Consider the following 19,580-nt stretch of genomic DNA (forward strand, 5'->3'; position numbering starts at 1 on the left):
TTTGCTTGACGTTGTTTATGTGTCTTATTCCTGTTCAGTTTTCAAAGATCTCTGCCCCTCTCCTTCCGAAGAGTGCTGTATTAATATACCAAGTATCTATCCTGGTGTCAATTACTTTTATAAACTTTTTGAGAAAAATTTTAGAAAAGTTTGTCTAAGCTAATTTAAACCTTATTCATTCTCAAGATTCTGGCTTGAGCTCATCTTTAAATAAAGCTGATAATACTTATCAATGCACTCTTTATTAAACGGTTCTTTCTCCTCTTCCATATCCATAATTAACTTATCCAATTGTGCTTCAACGATATCCATAACATCATCTGAATAATTCATCTTCTTCGCGTGTTCGAAATATTCGTTTTCATCAAGAACCTGATATGTACGATCTGGATAGAGCTTTACATCTAAATCATAATCAATATTCTTGATTGCTTCACCATCATATATTGTTGGGGACGCCAAGTTACAATAATAGTAGATACCACTATGACGAATCATAGAGATGACGTTGTACCATTTCTTTCTATAGAAAAAACATACAGCCGGTTCGCGTGTAAGCCACTTACGGTTATCCGCTTCAATCACCCATGCATGGTCAGTAACTGCAACGATTCTGTCCTCATCTGCTTCAAGAACAAAACCCTTGCACCATGTGCGATGTAAACTTCCGTCGTGTTTAAAACTTTGAATATGAACTGATGAACCTACTGTTGGATACATGAAAATCTCCTGTCGTCTGTTATTCATTCTACAACTGATTTCATATTTCGCAAGCGAGTTATTTGATTATTACATCCTACCTTATATATACATTCAACAAAAAAACCTTCATGGTGATGAAGGTCCAAAACTTTTATAAGTTGAAAATTTGTGATGCGATTGAGAAATACACCATAATTGCAAGTGTATCTACAATAGTTGTAATTAATGGTGCAGCCATAATTGCTGGGTCCATCTTTAATCTCTTTGCAACAATCGGTAATACACATCCTACGAACTTGGAAATCATAACTGTTACAACAATTGAAGCTGAAACAACAAACGCTAGATATACATCATGGTTCAACAATACAATTCTAATGCCGTTCGCGATACCTAGCATAATGCCCACAACAATAGAAATTCTAAATTCTTTGAAAACTACCTTGAAGAAATCGCTGAACTTAATTTCATCAATTGCTAAACCACGGATAATCAAAGTTGAACTCTGAGATCCACAGTTTCCACCTGTATCCATTAGCATAGGAATAAAGGACACCAGTACCGGCATCACTTCAAAAGCGTGTTCATAGTTAGAAATGATACTACCTGTTAGTGTTGCTGAAAACATCAAGATTAATAGCCAAACAATTCTACTACGTGCATGTTCCCACACAGATGTTGTTAGGTATGGCTTATCATTTGCCACAATCGCAGCCATCTTCTGCATGTCTTCTGTTGTCTCTTCTGTTAAGACATCAATCGCATCGTCAAATGTTACAATACCAACAATGCAATCTTCTACATCTAATACTGGCAAGGCAATCAAGTCATACTTCTTCATCTTTTTAGCGATGTCTTCTTTATCATCCCCAGTATATGCATAGATAAATTCTGTCTTCATGATGTCCTTGATAAGTACATCAGAGTCACTCAACATCAAGCTCCTCGCACTGACGATACCAATTAGTTTTCTGCTTTCTACTACATAACAGGTATACACCGTCTCACTATCGATACCAACACGCTTGATTTTAGCTAGCGCATCCGCAACTGTCATTTCTTTTGTAAACTCAATGAATTCAACCGTCATGATACTTCCTGCAGTATCATCCTTATACTTCAATAAGTGATTGATATCTTTGCGAACATCATCATCAACTTTATCTAATAGCTGTGTAACTAGATTTGCTGGCATATCAGATAGGAAATCAATTGCGTCATCTGAATATAGTTCATTAATCACGTTTACAATCTCGGTATTGTTAAATGTTTTGATTAACCGATTGCGTTCTTCATTATCTAAATAAGAGAAAACATTTGCTGCTTCTTCTTTTTCCAAAATTCTAAAGAAGATTGCTAGTGTACTATCATCCAACTCGTGGAGAAACTCCGCAATATCAACGACGTTTTGCTTCTTTAGATATTCATGTAATTCTTTTAAATTGTTGCTTTTGATCCACTCTAAAACTAAGTCCTTGTTCATAATAAAAAATCCTCCCTCATGATTGACTGATACAGCCATCATAAAAAAGGACCTTTATGGCTATATCATTTATTCGTTTTTACATCCGTGTTACACTCACCAGATATATCATCCATAGATATAGCCTCCCTCTTGTTTCATTATAATTCCATGTTTATTTTAATCAACCCTATGCTATGATTTTCTCATGAAAACGATATTAAATAAACAAATATGTGCTTTTTTAGAAGAAAGCGATAAGATTGCGGCACTTTCCAATGTCAGTGCTTGCATTCAAATAAATTACAAAAATATCAACTGGATTGGGTTTTATTTTGTAAAAGAAGGTCAACTCGTTCTTGGCCCTTTCCAGGGAAAACCTGCTTGTACAAGGATTCCTTTTGAGAAAGGTGTCTGCGGCAAATGTTATCGTGATAAATGTGTGCAACGTATTGATAATGTGCTAACTTTTCCAGGACACATTGCTTGTGATTGTGATAGTCGCAGTGAACTTTGTGTGCCGATTATTGTAAATGGAGAGTGCGTTGGTGAGATTGATATTGATTCTCCTATTATAAATCGCTTTGGCCAAGAGGAAGAAAATGAAATGCTGCAGGCTGCTTATGACATTGCACAAGCATACCTACAGCATCATTGGATTTAACGATATAAATCGTATACCATGGTCTTATCAAAATAACGCATTGCTTCATCAATTGCATTTGCAGCTGAGAATAGCGTAATCTTGCAACCACCTAACATGGTTTCTCTAACCATGTTTTTCTTTCGCATCATTTGCCCAACTTTCAGGAAGATATCACTATCTAACTGTAAATCGAGATATTTTCTCCACACATCTCCTTCTGCCGTCTTGACCTTTGCGCCTTGAATGCCGATTGGTCGACAATCGGAGCGATACTCCGCTAGATGCATGCATGTTGCGGAATCAAAATCACAACCAATTAAAAGTACATATCCTTTTAATTCATAGAGTCTTGCTGTAGGAGATTCATCTGCTAATGGAAAATGTGTTGATTGATGATTGCATAATAATCTTGCGTATCTACCCCATGCAGAATAAGAGTAGGTAGGATGTGAGGAAGTAATCACACCATCTCTCAATTTAAAGTTTTCAACAACCGATCCCATGTAATGTACATTACTTGTCTTTGCATCGTAAGCCGGGATTGCTTCACGAATTTCTTTGTATAGTGTCGGTGCAACCGCTGGATATTCCCAATCACTCGGTTCGCTGTTATCAACTGACTGTGTTGGCATAAGAATTGTTCCGCCATTTTCGCACAACTCCATCAAGCCATCTACGATTGTTCGTGCACCACCAATTACACATCCGAAACTAGACATCTGTGAATGTACTTCCAAAATCTGATTGCCAGTAATACCAAGACTTTTCAGTGCTTGAATAAAACTATCTTTTGTTACTGGATCAGAAACTGTCCGTTTCATCTCTGTCATAAGCTTACTTAAAATATTCCTTTGCAATTTCTGTGCCAACAGCCGCGTTATTGAATACTAATTGAATGTTAGATTCAAGGGACTTACCACCAGTGATTTCTGCAATCTTAGCAAGTAAGAATGGTGTGCATTCTTTTCCTTTAATCCCCTTTTCATCCATTTCCTTGATAGCAGAATCAATCACTGCGTTAATAGCATCTGCGTCCATAGAATATTCTTCTGGAATTGGGTTTGTGATTAATACACCACCATCTAAACCAAAGTCTCTCTTTGCATGAATGATTTGCGCAGCTTCAGCATAGCTTTCTAATTTGTGGTCAACCTTTAACCCTGATTTACGTGTATAGAATGCAGGAAGTTCATCTGTTTGGAAACCTAATACCGGAACACCCTTTGTTTCCAAAATTTCTAATGTCTTTGGCAAGTCTAAGATAGCCTTAGCACCTGCACAGATAACTGTAACGTTTGTATTTCCTAATTCTTCTAAGTCAGCGGAGATATCAAATGTAGTTTCTGCACCACGGTGAACACCACCGATACCACCAGTCACAAAGAACTCAACTCCTGCCTTAGCCGCAAGAATCATTGTTGTCGCAACAGTAGATGCACCCCAACTCTTTTTTGCGATAATCACTGGAATATCTCTACGAGATACCTTAGGAATGCTTAATCCACGCTTGCCAAATTCTTCAATTTCTTCTGGTGTCATACCAACAACTGCTTCACCATCAATAATACCGACTGTTGCAGGTACACCACCATGTTCACGGATGATTGCCTCAACCTTTAATGCTGTTTCAACATTCTGTGGGTATGGCATACCATGTGAGATAATTGTTGATTCTAGAGCGATAACAGGCTTGTGTTCTGCTAGTGCCTTTGATACTTCTTCATTTGTTCTTACTTTCATAATGTTTTCTCCTCTATCTTCATATCTGAAATCTTAGCGTTTACTTCTTCTGTATTTAAATTGCGTCTTCTAACTGCATCTTGTTCAATGCTGATAACAGCCGCACTAATACCAAATCTCATTGACTCTAATGGACTCTTTCCTGCAAGTCGACTTGCTACATATGCTCCCAGTAAGGAATCCCCTCCACCAGTCGCATTTTCCATATTGATTTGACGATGTGTAAACCAAGTCTTATGCTCTTTTGTTCCTAGCAAGATACCACGATCCGCCATTGAAATAATCACTTCTTTAACGCCATGCTCGATAAACCAATCCAAACTCTGTCTTGCCGTTTCTTCGTCCTTAATCCAAATACCAGTTAATTCCGATGCTTCAAACTGATTTGGCTTAAAGATATCTAGGTGATTTAATACAGACTTTAGTCTAGCTGCTTTATGCGCACTGACCGGGTCTGCCGCAATCCTTGCTTTTGCATGTGTTGCGATATATTCAATGCTCTCCATATCTAAGTTGGAGTCTATGATAATGATATCATCTTCATGCAATGTTTCTAAGATTGGTTGTAACATTTTTGCGTCCATACGACGTAAAATTCTCATGTCACTCATGCCAAGTTTCATATCACGATTATTATCTAATAACGCAATATACATGGAACTTGGAAGATCTTCTTCAGTAGACGACATGGATACATCCATTCCTAACCGCTTGCAATCTTCCTTCATTGCTTGACCATAACTATCCCCAGAGAAACAAGTCACAAACTTAATATTCTCACCAAGTAGTGCACAAATCTGTGCAATATTTCTTCCTACTCCTCCATAGGCGATGGAAATTTCACCAGGATTGGAATCAAAATTCTGTAATGGATCGATACTTGAACCAACGATATCAATGTTCGCTCCACCAATCACGCAAATACTACTCATGATGACTCTCCTTCTGTTTTAGATGTTCTGTTCCTTTAAGGGCTTCCTCTAGAATGCGAGCTTGTGCTGAAATCTGCTCATATGTATATTCTTCTTTCATTAACATCAAATAGGAATCCATGAGAGCTCGCTTTAAGATAGCGGCGTGTTCTGGTTCTAATTGATTTAAATCCATGCCATTTGTTGACTCAATCATCATTTGTAAATGATACATCTGTTCCATGATTCTAGCTTCTTGTTTTGCTTCCTCAAAAATCATTTCTAACGTCCATTCACGATTCGTTTGTGTTGCACTAACCATGATGCCATCAAATGGTACATCTGCCCCATCAAAAGATTCACTCATAATCATAATTTCCTCTTTTGATAATCCATCCATCAAAAGATAGGAACCATCATACTTCTCGTGTATCTCTGATGTAGATTCTTGCATATTTAAAACTTGCTTAAATCTTTTACTAAGACAGTCATCTCCGATGATTATCATATTAATACCCATCTGCTCTAATATATCTTTATATATTTGTGTTGCAGATGCTGATATTCCGTAAAATATTACCTTTTTCACTGATTACCTCCGTGTTATTGATGCAAATAAAGCATTGCTCTTTTATTTTATATCAAATCCATTTAAAATATACTTATTGAAAGGGGGACCATGCACATGGCTATGCCTATTTATGAATCCGCTGAAGACTATTTAGAAGCTATACTAGTGATTCAACAGCGAAAAGGAATAGTACATTCCATTGACGTTGCTGAAGAAACTGGTTTCTCCAAAGCAAGTGTAAGTGTTGCGATGAAGAAGCTGCGCGAGAATGGATATATCTCCATGGACAAAGACGGTTCTCTCAAATTACTCGCTCCTGGCAAAAAGATTGCTGAACGCATTTGGGAAAGAAATCGTGTATTAACTCATTTCTTCATCAGTATTGGTGTTGACGAAGAAACTGCCGCAAGAGATGCGCACAAGATTGAACACGATCTCAGTGATGAGACATTTGAGAAGATTAAAGAAAAATTTGCTGATCATTTTGAATAATCCGATTCTTCGGATTTTTCTTTTTATGCGATAAAAAGTCCCAGTCTATAACCGGGACAATTTTTATTTTTATTGAACCGGTATCGTATTTTCTTTTATCCGGCATCGTAGGTTTGAAACCATATTTTAAGCGCTTGCAGACAAAAATTCAATCCCTAATTTTCAATGTTTTTTAATTTTGCACAAAATAGGTAAATCCACCCTTTGCGACCAGTTTTGCCACATCGTTATAAATCTCTACTTCAATAAAATGAATATGTTTTCCGCGTTTAATATCTTTCGCAATCGCAACAAGACTTTCAGTATCTGCAGTAGAGCGAAGATAATCATAGTTTGCGGATACAGTTGGACCATATCCACCTGCTGAATAGAAGGTACATCCTGCCACAATATCCGCAAAGTTGTAGCTAATACCACCATATACTAGACCAAGGGGATTGATATCCTTTGGGGTAACTATCATTTGTGCCATCGCTACACCATCATTCATACAAATCATCGTCATATGGAATTTCTCTGCCGCATCTAATAGCAGTGGATATAATTGTGTCTCTAATTCTTTTAAATTTCGATGATTTTCTTCTTGTAGATCAACCTTCATCGCAGGCTCAAGAATCAACTTATTATCAAACTGTAGTGCAATCGCTACACGATAATCAAACAGTGCTTCTTGCGAAGTGTGGATTGGAATAATCTGTCTGGCTAGAGTCCCTATTTTCTCATCTGATATTTCAGTATGCAAAATAGGTACCAGCGCATAATCATCTTCACCATCTACAGTAATATCTTGATTACCACAGATTAGAATCTTTTTATCATCCACTTCTATGCGATATGTATCCTCAGCGATTCTTTCAATCTGTATATCACGATAAATAAACTTCTTACCTATCTCAAGTAAATCTTGATTGATGATTTTGGTTTGATTTGTTGTGATATGTAATTGTACCAATGATTTATTCGCTTCCGTGGTCTGAAGGATAATATCTGCTTGTTTGCTATAATCTTTCCCCTTTTCAGGATTCACATATAAAACGGTATTATTTTTTGAAGTTAAGCGACAACTATAGTCACCTAAATATAAAAGTTCTATCATGATTCCTCCTCTTTTACGCTGGCAAGTAATAAACTATGGATTCCTTTTGTCATTCTTAATTCAACATCTTGGAAGTGATTACCAGGATTATACTCATACATAAAATGAATATTTTGTTTCTGCAGGATTTTTATCACAGATTCAAAACATGTTCCAACGGTAGCCATGACTTTATTTTTTGCGTTTGATTCTCTATCGCCCAGACTCAGATACACAGCGTTTGTATAAATTGGATGTTGTTCAAGATAGTCCACAAAACTCATATACCACACAGACGGAGAAACAGCCGCAACCTTCTCGAAAAGATTTGTTTGACATGATGCCCATAATGCAAATAGTCCAGCCAAAGAATATCCACAAAGATACAAATGATCTGACTCTATCTGACGTTCACATTGAAACCAATCCCAAAAACTTTCTAACTCAGATAATAATACTGATGCATTCCCTGCAAAATCATGTTTTCCAAAAATTGCAGGTGCAGACCATGGAGACAGTTCCCCTTGCCAATCATGGATAGCTACCGCAATCATGCATACTTGATTTTGATGAGATATTTTTTGGAATATTTGCTTATAATCCTCTGGATTAGATTCATCTACCAAATACATCAAAAATGTACTAGCCTGTGTATCTCCTAGTAGCGTATATTTTCGATTTTGGTACTCTATTGTTTTCATATCTATATTTTACAGAGTTTTAAGTGATTAAAAAAGTGTTACAATCTCCTTTCACTTAGAAAGGCACCCGTAACACTTAACATTTATTCTCTACACAACCAAATTTGATATAAAGACACTAACATTGGCACAACCAATAGACAATATGAGATGAAGAAATAAATATACCCAATACGGAATATCAAATAGACTGTAACTAACATGATGAGTGGGACAATAGATGCCATAAATTTGAAGAATCCATCTCTTCTGCTCAACTCCATGCATTCATGTTCTTGAATACCATTATTTTTAATCATATTAAATGTTTGAATTCCTGTTATACACGGAATAATGTTGATGATGACAATTCCAATTCCTACCCCAATAAGTGAAACACAAACCAGTTGAAACATTGGTGTACTTGTCATATGTACAAAAGGTGATAAGGTTAACTTTCCATTTACATCCATTCCCAGTGTATCAAAGGATGGAACTTGATTCATCTGGACAAATATATAGGCTGAAATGCTTCCAACTACAGCACCGATTCCTAACATGATGAATGATAGAACGGTCGTAAAGACAGTAACGATTCTTATTTTGTTAATCTTATTCATCATATCCTCCTGACATGCATAAGCATTTTAAAAGATGAAATTTCATATGAAGTTTCATCTTTATTTTATCACTTATTGTTGTGCTTTTTTCAAGTTTGCAACGGAAGTTGGACATGTTTCAGGTGTACAAGCGCCGTTTGGACCTAAATCAGATGAGCGATTGATAAATCCTTCTGTATGTAACATGTGATGAGCCTTCTCACTTAGTGGAGCGTCATAGAACTCATTATACAACACTTGGATTTCAGGGTTATCCTGTGGTGCCTTGATTGGCTTGAGCTTATCTCTTTCATATAAGGACGCAATACGAGATTCCTTCGCAGCCTTGACTTGAGGAAGCTTATGACGTGGCATTCCTCCACCACCAATACATCCACCAGGGCAGGCCATTACTTCGATAAAGTCATAATGTGTTCCTGTTTCCTTCATATGTTCATAGAACTTACGGAAGTTACCTGTACCATGAATTGCGGCAACGTGTAATACTTTATCACCGATTTGTACATCTGCTTCACGACTATTTTCAAAGCCACGAATCGCATCAAAGCGAATCAAGTTAGCAGGTACTTCATCCTTTGTAACAAACTTATATGCAGAACGCATTGCGGATTCCATAACACCACCAGTATTGGCAAAGATAATTCCTCCACCAGATGCTTCACCCATTAATGGATCAAACTTACCATCTTCAAGATTAGCGAAATCTAATCCAGCCTCGCGAATCCAACGTGCAAGTTCACGCACTGTAATACTGTAGTCGGAATCACGCATCTCTTCTTCATTCCAATATCCTGCAGATGAATTCATTTCTGGACGACGAATTTCTGCTTTCTTGGCTGTACATGGTGTTACACATACAGAAACAATCTTATTAGGGTCAATATTGTTCTTTTTAGCAAAGTAAGTCTTCTCCGTTGCGGCTTGCATAGCGATTGGACTCTTCGCAGTTGAAAGATGTGGAATCAATTCTGGGTAGAATGTTTCCGCAAATTTAACCCAAGCTGGGCAGCAGCTTGTATATTGAGGTAATTGTCCATTACCATTGATTACTCTTTCAATTAACTCAGAAGCTTCCTCCATAATGGTCATATCTGCTCCAAAGTTTGTATCTAGTACGTAGTCACCACCAAGCTTACGTAAAGCTGTGATCATCTTTCCTTGTACGAATGTTCCGGCAGGCATACCGAACTCTTCACCAAGTCCTACACGTACTGCTGGTGCAGTCTGGAATACAACAACCTTTTCAGGATCTTGGATCGCAGCCTTTACACCGTCTAATTCTGAACGTTCATTTAAACTGTCAAATGGGCAAGATACTACACATTGACCACAATTGATACAGATTGGGACATCTCCGTTTGTAGTCAAGTCATAATAGTCAAATACACCGGCATCGATGGCACAAGCACGTCTGCATAGGGTACAATTCTTACATTTTGATAAATCCTGGACAATAGAAATATTGTCGTCAGCTATCGGCACTCTCTTATCTAAAAACTGATACTTACTCATGAATTTCTCTCCTCTATCCACACTTCTGAATTTACCATTATTTAATAAAAAAAACAATTCTAAGCACAGTAATTCATCCCCATGCTATACATCTTTTGTAGTTTAACATTTTAATAAATTCAGTCTATAATGAACTTAAAATTAGGAGTTCATTATGAAGACAATTTACTACTATTATGTTCGTCACGGAGAGACCATATTTAATTTGGAAAACCGCATGCAAGGTATAACAGACTCTCCATTAACTTCCAAAGGAATAGAACAGATTTTGCAAACAACGGAAGCGTTAAGAAACCAGTCTTTTAATTCTGCATATACATCCCCTTTACCAAGAACAATTCAAACCGCAAAACTAATCCTAGAGCCTCATCACATGCATGTAAAAATCTTTGACTCATTACGTGAATTTAGTTATGGATCATGGGATGGAAATATTAAAAATGAAAGTGACCCAGAATATCAATATCGTTTTTCAAATGATCTTTTTGATGATTTAGGTGGTGAAAATCCAACAATGATTCAACAGCGTATTCAAAATGCTTTTAGTGAGTTACGCAAACTGAGTCACGATCAAGATAAAGTTCTTCTTGTTTCTCATGGAGCATACTTTAGACATCTATTATTTAGTCTTATGAAAGAGAATATTCCTGATGAGCTTCTTCATCGTGAATGCTTAATTGGAAATGGTGGAATTGCTGTTTTTAAGGATGAAGATGGAAACTTCTCACTAGTCGAGGGGCCACTAAACCAAGCGGAGTATATGAATCGACATGCTAATGATTAATTCAAAAATACTTGCATGCATTCTATCACTTTCTCTATTGTCCGGTTGCACGCATTTTACAAAACATGATGCAAATCCGATTCCACCAGCAAATAGACTCATTATCTTTACAAGTCATAAGTCCGAAGTATACGCACCAATTATCAAGGAATTTGAATTACGAACAGGTATCAGTGTTGAAGTACAAGCTGGCGGCACTACAGAAATGCTCGAAAAAATAAAAAATGGAGAAGATGCAGATGTCATGTTTGGTGGCGATGTTCAAAACTATACATACTATCAGGACTATATTGAACCTTATGTGGCTAGTGAAAGCTCATCTCTTGATTTTCGATATTTAGAACAACATGATAACTACACCCTCTTCTCCCAGTTACCGCTTGTCTTTATCTACAATAATAAGTTAGTCAATAACCAAAGAGCTCCACAAAAATGGTCTGATTTTTGTGATGAATCTTGGAAAGGGAAAATATCATTTGCTGATCCACACACTTCAGGTACGAGCATCTCTATCTTGAATGCGTTCATGACATTGAATGACCCTACATACATTGATAAATTTTATCAACAGTTAGATGGTCATGTTGCCAGTGGGAGTGGAGAAGTCATCCGTGAAGTAAGTACAGGAACACGATTGATTGGAATTACCTTAGAAGAAACCGCAAAAAAGGCAATGTTAACAGATTCAAACATTACAATGGTTTATCCTGATTATCTCTTCGTTATATCCGATGGTAGTTTTCTTGTAAAAAATGCAAAGAATAAAGATAACGCACAGAAATTTATTGATTTTACAATCAGTAAAGATGCACAACAATTCCTATCATCCACAATGTACCGACGTAGCGTAAGACAAGATATTAATCAACTCACGGCACTAACTGATCTCGCAGATTACCAAAATCTTGTACCATGGTCAAAATTTAGGCAGGAGGAAATACTACAATTATGGGACATTTCTACGAAAATAAACAAATAGAGAAAAGTCAGTCTGTTCGTATTCGCCTACTCAATCGTTTCATTGCGATTTCGGTTGTACCAATTGTACTATGTGGCTTTTGTTTGATTTTCTTGTTTCAAGCGATGACATTCAATACATATGAAACTACTGTAAAAAAAGAGACAAAAGAAATTAGTACAAGCTTTCAATCATTTTTAGATGGAATTGATAAAACTCTTTCTACATTATCATCACACCAAGAATTTCTAAGTTCATCAGATAGTGAATCAATATATAATACGCTTTATCAGTTAACCAACCCCTATCGAAATTACGCAACATTCTCAATTTACGATCAGAACGGTAATTGTATGTATGCAACATGCGAGCTTGCACGTCGACCTACTTACTGGGGAATCTTACATGCATTAGAAAATCCATCTAAAGACATCATTAAGCAAGTTGATAGTGAAGGCAATCAAATCGTTTTAAATATCGCAACAAAAATAAAACATAATAATAGAACAATTGGTTATATTGTCGCTTCTATCGACAATCAAGATTTCACATATCTATTTAGTAATCAACTCTCTAACGATGAAGGATTTGGAATTATCAGTAAAGAGAATGAACCAGTTTATATAAACACTAGTTTAGGGACGTCTGGAATTTTTAATAAGTTACATCATGCATGGATATCGGGTTCAAAGTATGAAGATTACTTTAATGATTATTACATCACAATTCAAAATATAGGTAATACAGGTTTTAAACAAATTATTATTCACCCTAAAGTACTTAGTACATCTACGATGCATCGGATGTATCTGATGGTTGGCTTACTCGCTGCTCTTAGTTTTATCGTATGTATTGTTGTTGCACAAAAAACTACGACCTCTTTTACACAGCCAATCAACCAGATGAATCAAGCAATGAAGCAAGTACAAGAAGGAAAGCTAGATACATCAATTCCTGTAGTACGCAATGATGAATTCGGAGTATTATCTCAAAATTTCAATATTATGACAGAAGAGCTTTCTAACTTCTTAGAACAAAAGATAGAAACACAAAGACAATTAGCCGATATCCAAATCGCGATGATGCAAGCACAACTTAACCCGCACTTTCTATATAACACATTAGATACAATCAAGTGGATGGCAAAAGGTGCTAAAGTTGAACCAATTTCTCAGCTTTCACAAAAACTTGCACGCATATTAAGAACTTCTATCGTGAAAGAACAGTTCATAACAATCGAAGAAGAGTTTCAGATTTGTTCCGATTATGGAGAAATTCAAAATATTCGCTTCCAAGGGAAATATCAATTCCTATTCGATTGTCCAAAGGAGTTATTATCCTATAAGATTCCTAAGCTGATTATTCAACCCTTAGTAGAGAATGCAATTATTCATGGTTTACGTATGAAAGAGACTGGCGTCATCCAAGTATATGCATGCAAACAAAATGACGCAATCATCTTATCTGTAAAAGATAATGGCATCGGTATTAATGACGAAATGATGCATCTAATTAACACGCATCAATGGAATCAAATTGATGGTCATATCGGTATGTATAATGTTGATTCTATATTACGTTTACACTTTGGTGTAAATTCAGGTCTTCACGCACAGCGTCTAAAAGAAGGTGGAACTTTAATACAGATAACACTGCCATATAAGGAGGAGCCATGTACAAAGTAATGATTGTTGATGATGAACTATTTGCTAGAGAAGGAATGGTTCATGATATCAATTGGAATTCACTTGATTTTACAGTTTGCGCAGTTGCCAAAGATGGTCTTCAAGCACTCGAAAAATATCAAGAAACATTACCTGACTTAATCATCTCAGACATTAACATGCCACTTTGTAATGGTATAGAAATGTTACAGCAATTACGTAATCAAGGTAGTGATGTTCAAATCATCTTCCTAACAGCATATAGTGAGTTCGATTATGCTCGTGATGCATTACGCCTATATGCTGCAGACTACATTTTAAAACCATTTGAAGATGGCACCATTGAAACAAGCGTACAAAAGCTTATCCCAAAACTTACTAAGGTAAAAAATCCACAAGCGGTTAATGATACGAACCGTTATGTCAAAAAAGCAATTGAATACATCGAACAAAATTATGCAAACCCTAATTTATCCATCTATGAGATAGCATCTTATTTAGAAATCAGCGAAGGACATATCTCACGACTATTCCATAAGGAAACAAACTATACCCTTGCTGGATATATTACGAGTATACGATTAGAGAATGCTAAGAAACTACTTTGTAAACATAACTGTAGAATCAGCGAAGCTGCTGAACAAACTGGTTATACATCTGTTGCTTACTTCTCTTCCCTTTTCAAAAAACGCTATGGACTAACACCTAGCGAATATCAAAATCAAAATCTCTAATATCAGAAATTTAAAAAAAATATCATTTTTCTTTAATTTAAAGCGCTTACATTCTCTTTTATAATATGACTAGATTCATTAATCAGGAGGGAAAAAATAATGAGTAAGCGTTTTTTATCATCAGTACTCTCTGTAGTACTGGCCGCATCATTGGTTGGATGCGGTGGAAAAGGAACTAATAACACTTCCACAAACGATACAGCCAATCAGTCTGAAATAGACAAAATTATCGCAGAAGCACAGACAATGTCACTCGAAGAGCTTGGAAAGAAAGCAATCGAAGAATCTAATGGTAAGACATTCTTCGGATTAGGTAACTCTAGCCGCGGTAAGTCTGCACTGCCATTATTCATCGAATACTTACAGACAATCGATCCTAGCTACAAATTAGATTTCGAATGGCAACAGCCAAAGAACAATAAGATTTTCGAGCAGTTACAAGCTGACTCCCTTAAGGATCAAGGAACATTCGCAATGACTTTGATTCAGGATGGTAACCAGATTGAATCAAAGATGAATCAAACCGGTATCCTAAAAACATTCATTCCTAAGGAATGGGCAGATGCAAATGGCGTAAAAGCTAGTGACTACAAAGGCTTCCTACCATTACAAACACTAAATAAAGTATTTATGTACAATTCAACAGGCTCCAAGAAATTCACAAACTGCTGGGATTTCGTACGTAAGGATACACATCCACTATTCATGGATATCGACTCAGAAATCGTCGGCAAGAATTTCTTGTATATGTTGACAGAAGATAAGTATGCAACTGAATTAAAGAATGCCTTCGATAAGCTACCAGCTGACGCAAAAGCGGAATTCCAACCAACAATTGATGAAGTTGCGAAAGATGCTGAAAGCTTTAACTTAGGTGAAAATGGTAAATATGCTTTAGCTTGGATCAAGCTTTGGGTAAATGGATACAATGCACAAACAGATGATGGACCAATTTGTACAACACTAACATCTGCATCTGCAACGGATCAATGTGGATTATTGGTATATTCCAAATTACGTTCTATCGAAGAATCTTCAGAAACTTCTGTAAATAACATCAAAGTTGCTGCATATGAAGATGGTTACGAAGGAATCGGTGGATTTGGATATTGCCATTACCTATTCTTAACAAAGAATAGCCCACTTCCATGGACAGCTGCTGCATTTATCGCATACATGACATGTACAGAAAAAGGCTTCAGTGCTTGGGGCAAAGATATGGGTGGTTACTCCTCAAATCCAGATGTTATGACAGCAACAGAAAAGACATTCAATCATGCACAAGGTGGATATGTTGATGGTGTAGATAAGTTCCCATCTAAGGATGACCGTGGATATGATTGGTGGACAACAAAAGGCCATCTCGTATTAGAAGATCCTGAATACTGTGCTTCAGTAGCATTCACTGTTGGTTCTTGGATTGAAACACTAGACAAATTTAACGGTAATACTTCTAAATAAACAAACAGTTATCATGAGGCACCCTACGTGGTAGTTGGGTGCCTTCCATTTTTTTGAAAGGAGACACAACTTGGATACAACAATTTCGAAAAAACGCAATGCGATTTTCTTTAATAAGATTAAAACCTATTTCACGCAACCATTTAATGTGATTCTGCTCATCTTTGGTATCTTATGTACGATTGCAACAATATCACCTATTGTGGCAATCATTCGTGATACATTTGAGATTCACCCAGGAACAATTGACCAACATTTAACTGGGCAAACATCAGGATTAACCCTCATCAATTACATTGATTTATTCACAAGTAATTTAGCGAAGACAAATCTTTGGACACCGATGGGTAATACTTTAGCACTTGCCGTCCTTACATGCATGATTTCAATCCTATTCGGTGGTGTATTTGCTTTCCTTGTGACAAGAACAAATATGAAGTGCAGAAAGTACCTCAGCTCTATATTTATCTTCCCATATATTATGCCGCAGTGGACATTAGCAGTTGTATGGCAGCATTTATTTAATTCCAATGCGGTTACTGGTACATCTAACGGATTGCTTGCCTCACTATTTGGCATCAACATGCCACTATGGTGGTGTGTAGGATTATTCCCATGTGCCATGGTATTAGGATTACACTATGCACCATTTGCATATATCTTGATTGGTGGTATCTTCAAGAACATGGATGCAAACCTAGAAGAAGCCGCAACAATCCTAAATACACCTCGTCATAAAATATTGACACGTATTACAATTCCAATGATCAAGCCTGCTATCCTTTCGACAATCTTACTCGTATTTGGTAGCGCAATGGGATCCTATCCAGTTCCACATTATTTAAATTTAACTACCCTTTCTACCAAGTATATTTCACTCAACAGTAAATATACTGGTGAAGCATCTATTCTGGCAGTTCTAATGATGATCTTTGGTATGGCAATTCTCGCACTCAACCAAGCATCACTAAAGAGTAGAAAGAACTATACAACTGTTACTGGTAAATCTGGACAAATATCAAAGATCAACCTAGGTAAGATTGGTAAACATTTAGTTGCATTTATCTTTGTTATCATTACATTCTTTACAAGTATCTTCCCAATTATCTCGTTTGCTTTTGAAACATTCCTACCTAATCCAGGTGATTACTCCTTCCTATATACAGGTAACTTCGCTAATCTAACAACAAAATGGTGGATTACAAATGAAAACATCACTGAAAATGGTATGTATGGACAACGCGGTATTTTATTCAATAGTACGATTTGGGATGCATATAAAGGAACTATCCTTGTCTCAATCGCCTGTGCACTAATTGCAGGTATCATCGGTACTTTAATTGGTTATGCTGTTTCAAAGAAACGCCGCTCGAAATGGGCTAATTACGTAAATAGTATGGCATTCCTTCCATATCTAATGCCGAGTATCGCAGTTAGCGCAGCCTTCTTCATTCTATTCTCAAATCAACATATCAATTTATTTAATACGTATACGTTACTTGTTATTGTCGGTGTGATTAAATACATTCCATTCGCAAGTCGTAACGCATTAAACTCTATGTTGCAATTATCTGGAGAAATCGAAGAAGCCGCAATCATCCAAGATATACCTTGGATCAAACGAATGACACGCATTATCATCCCAATTCAAAAATCTTCGATCATCAGTGGATTCATGTTACCATTCATGACTTGCTTACGTGAGTTATCACTATTCTTATTACTATGTACGCAAGGATTTATCTTATCAACTACATTAGATTACTTTGATGAAATGGGACTATATGCTTTCTCAAGTGCAATCAACCTGATCTTAATTGTAACAATCATGCTTTCAAACTTGATTGTAAATAAATTAACTGGTGCAAGCCTTGATGAAGGAATTGGTAATTAGGAGGAAAAAATATGCCTGAAATCAAACTAACAAATATCACAAAACGTTGGGGTAAATTCTATGCTGTAGATAACCTCAACTTACATATTGAAAACAATTCATTTATTACAATCTTAGGACCATCCGGCTGCGGTAAAACAACAACACTACGTATGATTGCTGGTTTAGAAACACCTACAAGCGGACAGATTAAAATCGGTGACCAAATTGTTTATGATTCCGATCAAGGAATCAACATTCCGCCAAACAAGCGTAAAGTAGGATTCTTATTCCAGAACTATGCGTTATGGCCAAATATGACAGTTTATGACAACATCTCTTTTGGATTAAAAAACATCAAAGAAGAACTTCCAGTAATGGATATTGAATTAAAAACAACTAGTGATGTGATTCGTTCATTACAAAATACAAATAAACTCACACAAATCTTTGAAGAATGTAAAGAGAAGACAGGCAAAATTGACAAGAAACGTCTTCTTCTAAAACTGATCAATACCTATACAATTTCCAAATATACAGCTGAAAAGATCTTCAAGTTCAACTTACATTCATCAAACGCCATCGAACAAGATGCAAAAAAATATATTCAGCAATTTGAAGAGAAAAAGAATAAATTAATTGCTGCACATCAAAGCAAAAATGAAACTGTAAATGAAAAATTTGAAGTCGTAGAAAATGATTCAGTGAAAAAAATAATTCGTAAACTAAGCAATGAAGAAATCGATTTATCTGTAAATCGTGTAGCAAGAATCGTAAAAATTGGTATGTTTATGGATCGTTATCCTGCTGAACTTTCAGGTGGACAACAACAGCGTGTTGCGATTGCTCGTACTCTTGCACCTGAACCACAAGTTCTATTTATGGATGAACCATTATCTAACCTTGATGCAAAGTTACGTTTAGAAATGCGTTATGAACTACAGAGATTACATGTAGAAACAGGCTCAACATTTGTATACGTTACACACGACCAAATGGAGGCAATGACACTTTCAACAAAAATCTGCTTAATGAATAATGGTTTACTACAACAGTATGATTATCCATTATCACTCTACAACAAGCCAAACAACCTATTCTGTGCTGACTTCGTTGGTAATCCATCTATCAACTTCTTAGAAGCAAAAGGAAAACAGAACCAAGATGGAACATTTACATTCACAGTATTAGACAATAAGACAGCAGTCTTTACACCAGAACACAATTTCAACATGCAGGAATGGTTTGAACACCGTGATGCAGAAAAACATTCTAATGATCTTGATGAAAAATCTAGCACTAAGGTTGAAAAAGAAAATAAAGATGAAGTATTCAAATATCACATCCAAAAAGTTAATGAGGACTATATCAGCGATGATGATGTAATCATTACAAATGAAGACTTCATCTTAGGCATCCGCCCAGAAAAGATTACAGTCGATATAAATGGTAAGTTAGATGCAGCAGTTGATGGCTCTATGCCTACTGGTATGGAGTCAACATTAAAGCTTAACATCAATAACTATCTTCTTACATCTGTCATCTTTGGTAATCAATCATTCGTCATTGGTGACCAGGTTCATATCACAGTTCTACCATATGACATTCTTCTATATGATAGAAAATCAGGACAACTCATTGCTTCTGGTTCCGTAACAATTCAATAAACTTAATCGAAGGTCAGAAAATGGCCTT

At 36.3% G+C, this 19,580-nt stretch carries 19 protein-coding genes; 9 read left to right on the forward strand and 10 right to left on the reverse strand.

Annotated elements, in window-relative coordinates:
• Positions 1-171: 171 nt before the first annotated feature.
• On the reverse strand, positions 172-720 hold the full coding sequence (locus tag RWM19_RS06950) for a DUF402 domain-containing protein (protein ID WP_294020519.1): 549 nt from the start codon (positions 718-720) through the stop codon (positions 172-174).
• Positions 721-853: 133 nt separating this feature from the next.
• Entirely contained in the window at positions 854-2,185 is a 1,332-nt protein-coding gene (gene mgtE / locus RWM19_RS06955; protein ID WP_294023286.1) for a magnesium transporter, read from the reverse strand.
• Between the two features lie 187 nt (positions 2,186-2,372).
• Here mgtE and RWM19_RS06960 point away from each other — a divergent pair, with 187 nt between their 5' ends.
• Positions 2,373-2,828: a GAF domain-containing protein gene (locus RWM19_RS06960; RefSeq protein WP_313985318.1), complete on the forward strand. Its 456-nt coding sequence runs from the start codon at positions 2,373-2,375 to the stop codon at positions 2,826-2,828.
• Here the strand turns inward: RWM19_RS06960 and RWM19_RS06965 are convergent.
• From RWM19_RS06965 to RWM19_RS06980, 4 genes are read right to left on the reverse strand one after another with little or no spacing between them, the layout of a single operon-like run.
• Complete coding sequence (locus RWM19_RS06965; RefSeq protein ID WP_313985321.1) at positions 2,825-3,640, reverse strand: AAC(3) family N-acetyltransferase; 816 nt, start codon at positions 3,638-3,640, stop codon at positions 2,825-2,827. The two genes, RWM19_RS06960 and RWM19_RS06965, sit on opposite strands and share 4 nt — an antisense overlap.
• Positions 3,641-3,644: 4 nt before the next feature.
• Positions 3,645-4,550 (reverse strand): pseudouridine-5'-phosphate glycosidase, encoded by a 906-nt coding sequence (locus tag RWM19_RS06970; protein WP_313985324.1) that lies wholly within the window; start codon positions 4,548-4,550, stop codon positions 3,645-3,647.
• Positions 4,547-5,482, reverse strand: coding sequence for a carbohydrate kinase family protein (locus RWM19_RS06975; protein ID WP_294023290.1), 936 nt, complete (start codon positions 5,480-5,482; stop codon positions 4,547-4,549). Before RWM19_RS06975 ends, RWM19_RS06970 begins: the two co-directional genes overlap by 4 nt.
• Positions 5,475-5,969 carry a DUF3783 domain-containing protein gene (locus RWM19_RS06980; RefSeq protein WP_294023291.1) on the reverse strand — a complete coding sequence of 165 codons (495 nt, stop codon included), beginning with the start codon at positions 5,967-5,969 and terminating at the stop codon, positions 5,475-5,477. The genes RWM19_RS06975 and RWM19_RS06980 overlap by 8 nt, the downstream gene beginning before the upstream one ends.
• A gap of 177 nt (positions 5,970-6,146) precedes the next feature.
• Here RWM19_RS06980 and RWM19_RS06985 point away from each other — a divergent pair, with 177 nt between their 5' ends.
• Positions 6,147-6,524 (forward strand): metal-dependent transcriptional regulator, encoded by a 378-nt coding sequence (locus tag RWM19_RS06985; protein ID WP_313985329.1) that lies wholly within the window; start codon positions 6,147-6,149, stop codon positions 6,522-6,524.
• 172 nt (positions 6,525-6,696) lie between these two features.
• Here the strand turns inward: RWM19_RS06985 and RWM19_RS06990 are convergent, their stop codons facing one another.
• The 4 genes from RWM19_RS06990 to RWM19_RS07005 all read right to left on the reverse strand — a co-directional run bounded on the left by RWM19_RS06990 (position 6,697) and on the right by RWM19_RS07005 (position 10,411).
• Positions 6,697-7,620 carry a PaaI family thioesterase gene (locus RWM19_RS06990; RefSeq protein WP_294023292.1) on the reverse strand — a complete coding sequence of 308 codons (924 nt, stop codon included), beginning with the start codon at positions 7,618-7,620 and terminating at the stop codon, positions 6,697-6,699.
• Positions 7,617-8,300, reverse strand: a complete 684-nt coding sequence (locus tag RWM19_RS06995) for a hypothetical protein (RefSeq protein WP_313985333.1) — start codon at positions 8,298-8,300, stop codon at positions 7,617-7,619. Before RWM19_RS06995 ends, RWM19_RS06990 begins: the two co-directional genes overlap by 4 nt.
• 83 nt (positions 8,301-8,383) lie before the next feature.
• Entirely contained in the window at positions 8,384-8,899 is a 516-nt protein-coding gene (locus RWM19_RS07000) for a hypothetical protein (protein WP_313985336.1), read from the reverse strand.
• A 72-nt stretch (positions 8,900-8,971) separates the two neighbouring features.
• A complete protein-coding gene (locus tag RWM19_RS07005) occupies positions 8,972-10,411 on the reverse strand; it encodes a [FeFe] hydrogenase, group A (RefSeq protein ID WP_294025247.1) in 1,440 nt (479 codons plus the stop codon).
• Between the two features lie 154 nt (positions 10,412-10,565).
• On the opposite strand from RWM19_RS07005, the gene RWM19_RS07010 reads away from it, so the two are divergent.
• From RWM19_RS07010 to RWM19_RS07040, 7 genes are all read left to right on the forward strand, one after another.
• Positions 10,566-11,195: a histidine phosphatase family protein gene (locus RWM19_RS07010; RefSeq protein ID WP_313985340.1), complete on the forward strand. Its 630-nt coding sequence runs from the start codon at positions 10,566-10,568 to the stop codon at positions 11,193-11,195.
• Positions 11,182-12,174 carry an ABC transporter substrate-binding protein gene (locus RWM19_RS07015; protein ID WP_294023297.1) on the forward strand — a complete coding sequence of 331 codons (993 nt, stop codon included), beginning with the start codon at positions 11,182-11,184 and terminating at the stop codon, positions 12,172-12,174. The genes RWM19_RS07010 and RWM19_RS07015 overlap by 14 nt, the downstream gene beginning before the upstream one ends.
• Positions 12,144-13,838 carry a sensor histidine kinase gene (locus tag RWM19_RS07020; RefSeq protein ID WP_313985344.1) on the forward strand — a complete coding sequence of 565 codons (1,695 nt, stop codon included), beginning with the start codon at positions 12,144-12,146 and terminating at the stop codon, positions 13,836-13,838. Before RWM19_RS07015 ends, RWM19_RS07020 begins: the two co-directional genes overlap by 31 nt.
• Positions 13,826-14,551, forward strand: coding sequence for a response regulator (locus RWM19_RS07025; RefSeq protein WP_294023299.1), 726 nt, complete (start codon positions 13,826-13,828; stop codon positions 14,549-14,551). The genes RWM19_RS07020 and RWM19_RS07025 overlap by 13 nt, the downstream gene beginning before the upstream one ends.
• Positions 14,552-14,650: 99 nt before the next feature.
• The gene (locus RWM19_RS07030) at positions 14,651-16,012 is read left to right on the forward strand and encodes a hypothetical protein (protein WP_294023300.1); all 1,362 of its coding nucleotides are present in this window, start codon (positions 14,651-14,653) and stop codon (positions 16,010-16,012) included.
• 70 nt (positions 16,013-16,082) lie between these two features.
• Positions 16,083-17,906 (forward strand): iron ABC transporter permease, encoded by a 1,824-nt coding sequence (locus RWM19_RS07035; RefSeq protein WP_294023301.1) that lies wholly within the window; start codon positions 16,083-16,085, stop codon positions 17,904-17,906.
• A gap of 11 nt (positions 17,907-17,917) precedes the next feature.
• The gene (locus tag RWM19_RS07040) at positions 17,918-19,552 is read left to right on the forward strand and encodes an ATP-binding cassette domain-containing protein (protein WP_313985347.1); all 1,635 of its coding nucleotides are present in this window, start codon (positions 17,918-17,920) and stop codon (positions 19,550-19,552) included.
• The last annotated feature ends 28 nt before the right edge of the window (positions 19,553-19,580 follow it).

It is taken from the genome of uncultured Solobacterium sp. (assembly GCF_963517755.1).
GTDB lineage: Bacteria > Bacillota_I > Bacilli_A > Erysipelotrichales > Erysipelotrichaceae > Bulleidia.

What these genes read in the sequence shown, in the direction of transcription:
- RWM19_RS06950 (WP_294020519.1), bottom strand. Translation starts at nt 720, where the DNA reads ATGTATCCAACAGTAGGTTCATCAGTTCATATTCAAAGTTTTAAACAC.
- mgtE (WP_294023286.1), bottom strand. Translation starts at nt 2,185, where the DNA reads ATGAACAAGGACTTAGTTTTAGAGTGGATCAAAAGCAACAATTTAAAA.
- RWM19_RS06960 (WP_313985318.1), top strand. Translation starts at nt 2,373, where the DNA reads ATGAAAACGATATTAAATAAACAAATATGTGCTTTTTTAGAAGAAAGC.
- RWM19_RS06965 (WP_313985321.1), bottom strand. Translation starts at nt 3,640, where the DNA reads ATGACAGAGATGAAACGGACAGTTTCTGATCCAGTAACAAAAGATAGT.
- RWM19_RS06970 (WP_313985324.1), bottom strand. Translation starts at nt 4,550, where the DNA reads ATGAAAGTAAGAACAAATGAAGAAGTATCAAAGGCACTAGCAGAACAC.
- RWM19_RS06975 (WP_294023290.1), bottom strand. Translation starts at nt 5,482, where the DNA reads ATGAGTAGTATTTGCGTGATTGGTGGAGCGAACATTGATATCGTTGGT.
- RWM19_RS06980 (WP_294023291.1), bottom strand. Translation starts at nt 5,969, where the DNA reads ATGATAATCATCGGAGATGACTGTCTTAGTAAAAGATTTAAGCAAGTT.
- RWM19_RS06985 (WP_313985329.1), top strand. Translation starts at nt 6,147, where the DNA reads ATGGCTATGCCTATTTATGAATCCGCTGAAGACTATTTAGAAGCTATA.
- RWM19_RS06990 (WP_294023292.1), bottom strand. Translation starts at nt 7,620, where the DNA reads ATGATAGAACTTTTATATTTAGGTGACTATAGTTGTCGCTTAACTTCA.
- RWM19_RS06995 (WP_313985333.1), bottom strand. Translation starts at nt 8,300, where the DNA reads ATGAAAACAATAGAGTACCAAAATCGAAAATATACGCTACTAGGAGAT.
- RWM19_RS07000 (WP_313985336.1), bottom strand. Translation starts at nt 8,899, where the DNA reads ATGAATAAGATTAACAAAATAAGAATCGTTACTGTCTTTACGACCGTT.
- RWM19_RS07005 (WP_294025247.1), bottom strand. Translation starts at nt 10,411, where the DNA reads ATGAGTAAGTATCAGTTTTTAGATAAGAGAGTGCCGATAGCTGACGAC.
- RWM19_RS07010 (WP_313985340.1), top strand. Translation starts at nt 10,566, where the DNA reads ATGAAGACAATTTACTACTATTATGTTCGTCACGGAGAGACCATATTT.
- RWM19_RS07015 (WP_294023297.1), top strand. Translation starts at nt 11,182, where the DNA reads ATGCTAATGATTAATTCAAAAATACTTGCATGCATTCTATCACTTTCT.
- RWM19_RS07020 (WP_313985344.1), top strand. Translation starts at nt 12,144, where the DNA reads ATGGGACATTTCTACGAAAATAAACAAATAGAGAAAAGTCAGTCTGTT.
- RWM19_RS07025 (WP_294023299.1), top strand. Translation starts at nt 13,826, where the DNA reads ATGTACAAAGTAATGATTGTTGATGATGAACTATTTGCTAGAGAAGGA.
- RWM19_RS07030 (WP_294023300.1), top strand. Translation starts at nt 14,651, where the DNA reads ATGAGTAAGCGTTTTTTATCATCAGTACTCTCTGTAGTACTGGCCGCA.
- RWM19_RS07040 (WP_313985347.1), top strand. Translation starts at nt 17,918, where the DNA reads ATGCCTGAAATCAAACTAACAAATATCACAAAACGTTGGGGTAAATTC.